This is a genomic window from Corallococcus sp. AB049A, from assembly GCF_003668885.1.
GTDB lineage: Bacteria > Myxococcota > Myxococcia > Myxococcales > Myxococcaceae > Corallococcus > Corallococcus interemptor.
Genome location: NZ_RAWL01001255.1, coordinates 1 through 419 on the forward strand (window position 1 = coordinate 1; position 419 = coordinate 419).

Below are 419 nucleotides of genomic sequence, written 5' to 3' on the forward strand. Positions count from 1 at the left end.
GGCCAGGTCCATGCGGAAATCCAGCAGCTGGATGCGCGCCTCGGCCGGCAGCGCCGTGTCCTGCTGCTGGAAGATCGTCACCGGCTCACGCGCACCCAGCACCACCTGCGCCGGCTGCCGCCAGCGGGTCACGCGCTGCAGGTAGTGACCTTCCACATCATTGGCAGCCACCTCGGCCACCAGGGCGCGCCAACCACCGAGGCGGCCGCGCTCGACGTTCATGCGGTTGCCGCTGCGCCGCGCCAGGTCGCGTACCCAGTCCGGCAGGCCACCACACAGGCGCGCATTGCGCAGCGCGCGGCCATAGCTGGGATGCCCGAAGAACAGTTCATCGCCACCGTCACCGGTCAGTGCCACCGGCTTGCGCGCCCCCAGCAGTTCACTGGCCAGCAGCGTCGGCAGCTGCGAGGCGTCGGCGA

The 419-nt window shown here is 70.9% G+C and carries 1 protein-coding gene; it reads right to left on the reverse strand.

All coding sequences use genetic code 11. The annotated features are described in order from the left end of the window. Positions 1-419 (reverse strand): asparagine synthase-related protein (locus tag D7X55_RS46910; RefSeq protein ID WP_199747451.1); only part of this gene is annotated, 419 nt, incomplete at both ends.